Here is an 8,127-nt window from a genome sequence, read left to right as displayed (position 1 = left end):
CTATTAAACTAACACGCTTGCAGGCAATAGTTTTTTTAGATGATTTCTCACAGACATTGGACACCCATAAGCACAAGGCATTGGAAAGTTATATTAGCTCTTTCGATAAGGGTTTTTTGTTGAGGCTAAGAATGTGTTTTTTTCGTGGCTTCACTAAATATGGGGCTTCCAGAACCTGTGCATTTATTTTTTTCTATGTATTTCTTGGGTATAAAATAATCCATATCTGATAATTCAGTGTGTAATTTTAAGAGTTACTCTATGATGATAAAGGTGTTTGTTATTTTCATATTCTCAGGCACCGCTTTTGCCGGTGAGACCACTGTCAATAATATGGGAAGGATCGTCGATAAGAATAGTAATCTATCTGATAAGAGTATTGTCGGTAGTGTCTATGCTGCCAAAGATACATTTGGAATGAGGGCTAATGCTGTCGTCGCTGGATTTAGGGCTAACGCAATTTTACCTTTAGATTATCCGATCGTCGGATTTGAAAGCCTCTTACAGATGGGGCGGTATAAAGACCGTGATTCTGTTGCCTTATATGCTGATAATACTTCACCACCTTTGAAGACATGGGAGGTGGTGAGTGCTGCATATTATACTGCAACTTCTTTTACAGCCAATGATGCCGATTATTCCCAGGTTAAGCCTGGTATGCTTATTGATACAGATCATCATCCCAAGTGGTCATCTTATGTTGTATCAATCAAGGGGAAAAAAGTCATCACATCCGGTTGGGTAAACAGTCAAACACACCATTTAGGAATACCTGAAAGTGGCATTGGGTTGACAATAAATCCATTGACTAAAATTTGGGCCACGAATTTCAATCTTTTTTTTATCCCCGGAGGAAAAGCAAAGAATGGCGTTATTCAGGAAAACGGAATAGTAAATAACTCTGTTTCGGATCCTAATGCGATTAATGGTATCGATACGGTTGTATTGCCTCAGTCCAGGTTTGGGGGGACTGCTTCATATCTTTCGCGTGCTGCTGATGGTGGGGGGAAGCAACAATGGGTTTATGGATTTATCTCACAAGGCGCTAAAAACAGCTTTGTAAGCTCGGATTCCGCGATACATGCCCCGCTGATAGGATTCCAGGAGATGTCTTCTGCCCTGTATGGTTTAGTGTTCGAAGGCAAAAATAAGCTGGGTTCGGTTATATGGAGAAATAACGGTAAAATAACTGCGTCTATTGAACCTGATGGTGAAATTTCCCGGTTGAGCTTGCGGACCTCATTTGTAAATAATAACACACGACTGGCTACTGATTTTTCCCGTTATGTATTTCAAAATGAAAGACTGATCGAGGTTACTTTACCTGAAGCGAAGTACCTAAACCCCGGCTTTACCCTTAAACTTGTAAAGACCAGTCATGCCGATATCATTATAAAAACCACAGATGGTGTCGAGATAAATGGAGAGGAGATGATTCATGTGAAAGGACAATGGTCAAAAGATATATTTTATCAAAATAACAACTGGTATATATATTAAAAACTTATTCAACTTGCGCCATTCATATTTGCATATTCCCCATATTCCAAAACTCTACCTGGTGAGAAAATGATCATAGTTAATATTACGTCCATATATTCAAGGTTGGATTTATGCTGTGCCACAGTATGGTCGTTACTTTGTCAGAAGAAACTGCCTGATAAAATAATAATATGGCTCTCTCATGATTCCTATATGGCAGATAAAGGCGTTAAAGATTGTCCTGAATGGGTTGGGCAATTAAATAAAATACACAATATTATTTTCGTCAATTTCACTGATAACATCGGCCCTTATCGTAAGATAATTCCAGCATTACGCCAATATCCTGCAGACTATGTGTTGATATACGCGGATGATGATGTGGTATATGGTACATCCTGGCTGTCTGAGTTATGTAAAACGTACGATAAATATAATGGCGAGTATGTTGTTGCCTCACGTGTCCGACTGATGAAAAAGAATATTTTTGGACAATATCGCAGTTACATTGATTTCCCGCTTTGTACCGAATCACGACTGTTATCTGAAGACTTGTTGATAACCGGTGTCGGGGGTTGCGTTTTGAGCAGCAGACATATCGATAAATTATTGATTGAAAATGATATGTTCCTGAGCCTGGCTCCCAAAACAGATGATATCTGGCTGAGTAAAATTATCCTGCTATCTGGCAGTAAAGTGATGGCTAATCCAGATTCGTTAGCCCAGGTTTTCACGATTGAACATGATAACGAAGCACTGAGTAGTCTAAATACTCATTACAGTAACCCTGTCAGAAGTTTTAAATTACTCAATAAGGTGAAAAATAAAATTTTACGCTACCTCGGCGTTTCAATGACAAATAATGATATCTCAATAAAAAAAATTAATAATCATTTTAACTACTCGAAATAAATCAAGGCTAATGCATGGGCTTGCTTAATAACGTCAAGTGGGTATCACTTTCACAGATTACAAAGGTGGGGTGTCAATTACTTGGCATGATCGTTTTCTCCCGATTTCTCTCTCCGGGTGAAATAGGATTAATGTCTATGGCACTTGTGGTGGTTAATTTCACGAATATACTTCGCGACATGGGTTCCTCTGCAGCAATCATTCAACGTGAGGTCGTGACAGAAGATCTCAAAAAAAGTGTTTTTACCTTGAATGTGGTGCTGGGGATCGTTCTTTTTATTCTCGTTTTTTTCTTCTCTGATTATATCGCTCAATTTTACGATGAGCCTCAATTAGCCAATATTTTAAAAATTATCGCAATAACCTTTCCCATTAATAGTGCGACAGCGATACATCTGGCATTACTGGAAAGAGAGTCGGTTTTTTTTAAAATAGCTAAAGTAGAAGTGTTTTCTTCACTTGCATCTCTATGCATAGCTGTGTCACTTTCTATTTACGGTGCGGGTGTATACAGTCTCGTAGTACAAACTCTTGTATATTCTATTTTCAGTGCAGTTGGTTTCAGTCTCTGTTCTTCCTGGCGATCATCTTTTTTATTCTCTTTGAAAGAGATTAAATCAATATTTTCTTTCACCACAAATCTAATTGCTTTTAATTGTATCAATTTCGCATCAAGAAATACCGATCAGATCATTATCGGTAAAGTATTCAGTTCCTCCGTGCTGGGACAATATTCGCTGGCGTACAGGTTAATGTTGTTCCCCGTTCAAAATATAACTTTTGTATTAACCCGTTCACTTTACCCTTTGTTAAGCCGGTTGCAAAACAACAAAGAAGAAGCCTTTAAGGTTTATTTACAGTCCTTACGTGCAATTTCAATCATTACTCCTCCACTCATGATCGGCCTTGCGTTTATCAGTAAGGATTTTGTTTCGCTTTTCTTCGGCAGCAAATGGGATTTAGTTTCTGGTATTCTGGTTTGGCTGGCACCGGTAGCCATTATGCAATCCATGGTGAGTACCACCGGTTCTGTTTTTATGTCGGCGGGGCAGACAAAAATTTTGCTGTTGATTTCAATTTATAATGCTATTTTACAGGTGGGTGCTTTTACCATTGGCGGTTTTTACAGTATTGAAGTTTTGGTTAAATTATATATGGTGTCGAATATTTTGATGTTCATTCCTAATATGTATCTTGCTGTCAAACTTCTCTCTGGTTCTTTCTTTATCTTTCTTATTACCTTATCCAAACCTGTTTTCTGTTCATTGATTATGCTTGGTGTTTTATTCTTTTCATCAACTTATATTTTACAGGGTGTTTCCGCCTCATTTTTAAAAATCATCCTTGAGGTTATTATCGGGGGCCTGGTATATTGCTTTATGATTGCTGTTTGCGAAAGAGATTTTGTTATTGAGAAATTAAGCAGGTTTAGACGTATATAAATACTCTTTTATTTGTTTGTGAAAAAAATATAACTTGCCATTAAGGGGGCGGAATATGTCTAAAGTAGCGCTCATTATCAATATAAAGGGACAGGACGGTTTTTATCTCACTGAGCTATTACTGAGCAAGCATTATACGATACACACCGTTTATTGCACTGAAGATTTATTATCTGACAGTCCTGAAGAAACAACAGACCCTAATGTGCAAGAGAATATATCCCCCATCCATATTCATTTTTTTGACCCGAAAGTCTCTTCGTGTCTTTATGATTTATTAGCAACAATCCGTCCCGATGAAATTTATAATCTGGATGCAACAACGCATTCTGCTGCGGATCCTGACGCTTCTCAATACGCCAATCCTGTGCCGGGCATCAGTGCGCTGAGAATGCTGGAAGCCATACGCCGGGAAGGGCTGGAGCATCACACCCGCTACTATCATGCGTCATCGGCTGAGCTGTGTGGACTGGTGCTGGGGATGGCGATCAATGAAATGGTGACGTTCAATCTGCCTTCTTCGGATGCTGTTGCGCGGATCAGTGATTTCTGGACGGCGGTGAATTACCGCGAAACCTTCGGGATGTATGCCTGCAACGGCATTCTGTTTAATCATGAGTCGCCGCGTCGCAGCGAAAACTTTGTGACGCGCAAAATTACCCGTGGCTTAGCCAATATCACGCAGGGGCTGGAGGGATGCCTGTATCTGGGCAATCTCAATGCGCTGCGCGACTGGGGGCATGCGCGGGATTACGTCAAAATGCAGTGGCTGATGTTGCAGCAGGATAAACCTGAGGACTTCGTGATCGCGACGGGCGTGCAGTTTACGGTCCGTCAGTTCGTGACCTTTGCGGCGCTCGAGCTTGGGATCAAGCTGCGGTTTGTCGGTAAGGGAGTGGAGGAAAAAGGGGTGATTGCCGCGATTATCAGCCCGGTCGCAGCGGCGTTAAAAGTCGGAGATGTGATTGTCGCGGTGGATCCCCGCTATATGCGCCCGGCGGAAGTCGGGCAGGTGCCGGTCAATCCGGCCAAGGCGCGTCGCAAGCTTGGCTGGTTGCCAGAAACCTCATTACAGGATCTGGTGATCGAGATGGTTCAGGCCGATCTGGCTTCTGCCAGACAGACTGCAAGATTGAAACTGTACGGATAAATTCAGACCACTGCTCGCTGACGGATGCCAAAAGGCCGAAGAATGTTTAACGTTCTTCGGCCTTTTTTTGCTCTCAGCTTGAGGCAGAAAGCAAAAAAACCAGCCGTTAAGCTGGTTTCTTTAAATCGCGTACCCGGACCCGGACTAACGCAGAAAGCAAAAAACCCGCCATAGGCGGGTTTCTTTAAATATGGTGCCCGGACTCGGAATCGAACCAAGGACACAGGGATTTTCAATCCCTTGCTCTACCGACTGAGCTATCCGGGCAACGGGGCGCATTAAACCGTATTGGGCCTGTGCCGTCAACGGCTTTTTGTGACAACAGCGGGGTTCGTCACCCGACTGATGCTTTTTGCGACGATTTGTTGATTTAACTTACGTAAGCGCCAGCGCAGCGCCGGATTATGTCGCCAAAGGCAGGAAATTCCGGCGCTGGCGGATGTCGCATTATGTAAGAAATTCCCGTCCTGTGCAGGGTTGAACAGGGGGGTAAAAGATGCCATTATTGCGCCGATTTATTACACAACTCTGATCCCGTTTTCACGCGACAGCTCAAGAGGGTTGCGGCATGGCTGGTTTATCACATCGCGCTGTTGTTCAGTGCAAAAACAATCTGATGATGATCTCCGGGTGCTGTAAACACCACGATTTCAGTTTTCCTCCTTTTGCAGTTCCTTTCATGCGGTAAGGCTATCGTTTGCCCGCTGACAGGCATTATTAAAAACAGAGAGGCATAAACAGAGCGGTTCTCTGATTTTACTGTTGTCTGCCAGACGTGGCTGAGCCGCGCCGTTATTGTCGATCGCGCGCTCAGCCAACGTCATTTGCCGGGCTGGACTCTGCGCACTCTGCCTTTCATGACGTAAGAACCAGCTCATTGCCGTGCCTCCTGGCACACCCTCTTACTTAACCGTTTGAGAGTCTGAATGAAACACTTAAAACTAGCAGCTAGCATCTCTGTCGCGCCTTATCTCCAGACCTCGCGTCTGGTCGTTGACCTGCGCCGTGCGGATTACGCCGATGTGGCGGCCATCATTATTTCTGTCGGCGATCTGAATCACGGCAGACTGGCGGAGATCGAAACGCTGGGATTTGGCATTCCTGCGTTTGTCGCGGTGCAGGGAACCGAGCAGGTTTCGCCTGAGTTTTTACCGTCGCTGAAAGGCGTGATCACCTTGTCGGATGCCAATCAGGCATTCTATGCCGCGCAGATTGAGTCTGCCGCGCAGGGTTATGAGGAAGCGTTGTTCCCGCCGTTTTTCGATACGCTGAAAAAGTATGTCGAGATGGAAAACGCCACATTTGCCTGCCCGGGGCATCAGGGCGGTGAGTTTTTCCGCCGCCATCCGGCCGGACGCCAGTTTTATGATTTCTACGGCCCGAACATTTTCCGTTCCGACATGTGTAATGCCGACGTCAAACTGGGCGATTTACTGATCCACGAAGGCTCGGCGAAAGATGCACAAAAATATGCCGCCAAAGTCTTCAGCGCCGACAAAACCTATTTCGTGCTCAACGGCACCTCTGCGGCCAATAAGGTCGTGACCAATGCGCTGCTGACCCGCGACGATCTGGTGTTGTTCGACCGCAACAATCATAAATCTAACCACCACGGTGCGTTATTGCAGGCTGGCGCCACGCCGGTGTATCTCGAAACGGCACGCAACCCGTTTGGTTTTATCGGCGGCATAGACGCGGCCTGCTTTGATGAAGCGTATCTGCGTCAGCAAATCCGGGAAGTGGCACCACAGCGTGCGGAGGAGAAACGCCCGTTCCGTCTGGCCATTATTCAGCTCGGCACTTATGACGGCACCGTGTACAACGCCCGTCAGGTGGTCGATAAAATCGGTCATCTGTGCGATTACATTCTGTTTGACTCCGCATGGGTCGGCTATGAGCAATTCATCCCAATGATGAAAGAATGCTCACCGTTGCTGCTGGAACTGAATGAAAACGATCCGGGCATTATTGTCACTCAGTCGGTACACAAGCAGCAGGCCGGGTTCTCCCAGACCTCGCAAATCCACAAAAAAGACAATCATATCAAGGGACAAAAGCGCCATTGCAGCCATAAAAAGCTCAACAATGCCTTTATGATGCACGCCTCGACCAGCCCGTTTTACCCGCTGTTTGCCGCGCTGGACGTCAATGCGCGTATCCATGCCGGTGGCAGCGGAAAACATATGTGGATGGAATGCGTGAAGCTGGGTATCGAGACCCGCAAAATGCTGCTCGATCAATGTTCGATGATTTTGCCGTTCGTGCCGCCGGTGGTGGCCGGTAAACGCTGGCAGGATCATGAGACGAATGAGATGGCCAACGATGTCCGTTTCTTCGACTTTGTGCCGGGTGAACGCTGGCATGCCTTTGAGGGATATGCGGAAAAACAGTATTTCGTCGATCCGTGCAAGCTGTTGCTGACCACGCCGGGTATTGATGCTTCCAGCGGTCAATACACGCAGTTCGGCATTCCTGCGACTATTCTGGCGAACTATTTGCGTGAAAACGGCATCGTGCCGGAGAAATGCGATCTCAATTCTATCCTGTTCCTGCTGACCCCGGCCGAAACGCCTGCCAAGATGCAACTCCTGGTGGAAGAACTGGTGCGCTTTGAGCAATACATCGAAGAAGATGCGCCGCTCAGTGAAGTGCTGCCGACGGTGTATCGCAAAAACGAAGATCGTTACCGCAACTACACCATCCGTCAGTTATGTCAGGAAATGCATAATCTGTACGTCAGTTTTGACGTCAAAGAACTGCAAAAAGAGATGTTCCGCGAAAAGAGCTTCCCGCAGGTGGTGATGAATGCCCAGGATGCGCACAACGAATTTATCCGCGATAACATCGAACTGATCGCCATTGCAGATGCAGAGGGCAGGATCGCCGCAGAAGGCGCGCTGCCGTATCCGCCGGGCGTGTTGTGTGTCGTGCCGGGAGAATTATGGGGCGGGGCAGTACAGCGTTACTTTATGGCGCTGGAGGAAGGGATCAACCTGCTGCCGGGCTTCTCGCCTGAATTGCAGGGTGTGTATATTGAGAAAAAACCGGTCGGCTGGAAGCGCGTGATGGGGTATGTCGTGGCGCAGTAGTTTTTTGGTGTAAGTAAATACGAATAAATAAATAAGGCGGGGCTATAAACCC

At 45.4% G+C, this 8,127-nt stretch carries 5 protein-coding genes and 1 tRNA gene; 5 read left to right on the top strand and 1 reads right to left on the bottom strand.

Annotation, left to right across the window (positions count from 1 at the left end):
- The first annotated feature begins 261 nt into the window (after positions 1-261).
- From EYY67_RS24025 to EYY67_RS24010, 4 genes are all read left to right on the top strand, one after another.
- Entirely contained in the window at positions 262-1,500 is a 1,239-nt protein-coding gene (locus EYY67_RS24025; protein ID WP_131694576.1) for a hypothetical protein, read from the top strand.
- Between the two features lie 195 nt (positions 1,501-1,695).
- Complete coding sequence (locus tag EYY67_RS24020; protein ID WP_131694575.1) at positions 1,696-2,394, top strand: glycosyltransferase family 2 protein; 699 nt, start codon at positions 1,696-1,698, stop codon at positions 2,392-2,394.
- Between the two features lie 14 nt (positions 2,395-2,408).
- The gene (locus EYY67_RS24015; RefSeq protein ID WP_131694574.1) at positions 2,409-3,836 is read left to right on the top strand and encodes an MOP flippase family protein; all 1,428 of its coding nucleotides are present in this window, start codon (positions 2,409-2,411) and stop codon (positions 3,834-3,836) included.
- Between the two features lie 55 nt (positions 3,837-3,891).
- Positions 3,892-4,986 carry a GDP-mannose 4,6-dehydratase gene (locus EYY67_RS24010; protein WP_131694573.1) on the top strand — a complete coding sequence of 365 codons (1,095 nt, stop codon included), beginning with the start codon at positions 3,892-3,894 and terminating at the stop codon, positions 4,984-4,986.
- 191 nt (positions 4,987-5,177) lie between these two features.
- Here the strand turns inward: EYY67_RS24010 and EYY67_RS24005 are convergent.
- Positions 5,178-5,253 (bottom strand) — tRNA-Phe (locus EYY67_RS24005).
- 659 nt (positions 5,254-5,912) lie between these two features.
- Here EYY67_RS24005 and speF point away from each other — a divergent pair.
- Positions 5,913-8,075 (top strand): ornithine decarboxylase SpeF, encoded by a 2,163-nt coding sequence (speF, locus tag EYY67_RS24000; RefSeq protein ID WP_095924774.1) that lies wholly within the window; start codon positions 5,913-5,915, stop codon positions 8,073-8,075.
- Positions 8,076-8,127 lie beyond the last annotated feature (52 nt).

This window comes from Rahnella victoriana (genome assembly GCF_004330295.1).
Lineage (GTDB): Bacteria > Pseudomonadota > Gammaproteobacteria > Enterobacterales > Enterobacteriaceae > Rahnella > Rahnella victoriana.
This window is presented reverse-complemented; position numbering and strand designations above follow the sequence as displayed.